Annotated in this window: 1 protein-coding gene; it reads right to left on the bottom strand. The window is 79.3% G+C overall.

Going from position 1 to position 1282, the window contains the following annotated elements; genetic code table 11:
* Nucleotides 1-1282: hypothetical protein (locus CCN42_RS43080; RefSeq protein ID WP_211294906.1), on the bottom strand; the 1282-nt coding region annotated here is incomplete at both ends.

Here is a 1282-nt window from a genome sequence, read left to right as displayed (position 1 = left end):
GGCCAGGGCGCCGTAGACCTCCCCCAGGTGCAGTGGATCGTCGGCGGCCTCGAAGACCTCCCGGCACCGTTCCAGGGTTTCCAGCGCCTCCCGCGCCCGGCCGAGCCGCAGCAGCGGCAGATACGAGGGGAACAGGGCCTGCGCCAGGTCGGCGCCGGGCGCGCCCCGGCCCGTCCTGGACGCGCACAGCTCCGCGTTGTACTCCAGAGCCGTCTCCCACCGCTCCGCGTGGACCGCGGCCCGCTGCACGGTGTCGCAGAACTCCTCCCACACCTCCCACCACAGCACGGCCTCCGGCCCCCGCCGCTCCCGGGGCAGCGCGTCCATCCGGCGGCGCAGCCCGGGCGCCTCGGCCAGCACCGCCTCCGGCTCCGCCCGTTCCACCCGCACGTGCAGCCGGTGCACCTCTGCGAGCAGCCGGGTCCAGGGGCCCAGCGGGGACCTCCGGGCGTGCTCGGTCTCGGTCGAGGCGAAGGCCAGCGCCTCGTCCAGCCGCCCGGCGCGCAGGCTCAGCCCGGCGAGCGAACCGGCCGCCTGGGCCGCCACCGTGTGGTCACCGGCCGCCAGGGCGGCGGCCAGTTCCGCCCGGGCCTGCCGTTCGGCGGTCGCCGGGTCGGTCGCCCACAGCACCTCGGCCAGCGCACCCGAGGACGGCCGGGCACCGCCGTGGGCGGCTGCGAGGGCGGCGGCCCGGCGCAGTACGGGCAGCACCCGCGCGCGCGTGGCCCGGGTGCCGTCCCGGCGCAGGACGGCGTGCAGCAGCGCCTCGGCGCCCTCCCACCGCCGGGTGCGCAGCAGATAGGGCGCGGCGGCCAGGCCGGCCCGCGCCAGCACCGGACCGGCGAGCCGCGCCCCCTCGGCGCCGGTCCCCTCCCGGTCCCAGGCCAGGCCGAAGACCCGCACCCAGTACCCGGCCATCAGCTCGTCCACCAGCCGCCGGAACCCCTCCCCGGCCCGCCGCCGTCCCTCGGCGGCCACGGCGGACTGGATGTCGTACGACTCGGCCGCCGCCCCGGCGTCCGGCCGGCGCGGCGTGACGAGGCCGCACGCGGCCAGGGCCGCCGTCCCGGCCCCGGCCGGCTCCTCGGGGTGCCCCAGGCGGTTGCGCAGCTCGGGCCAGGTGTGGTCGACGACGGCACGGGTGCGGTCGTCCTCCTCCAGCCGGCACAGGAAGTGGAACAGGTCGCGGTGGGCGGGCGGGAGCCCGTCGGCGATGCCGTCCGCCCAGGCGCGCAGGACGCGCAGACAGTCCCGGCCGTCACCGCCCGCGCCGTCGCCCGGC

The sequence above is a fragment of the Streptomyces glaucescens genome (genome assembly GCF_002154375.1).
GTDB classification, from domain to species: domain Bacteria; phylum Actinomycetota; class Actinomycetes; order Streptomycetales; family Streptomycetaceae; genus Streptomyces; species Streptomyces glaucescens.
Note: the sequence above shows the minus strand (reverse complement) of the source record. Positions and strands in the feature narration are given on the sequence as shown.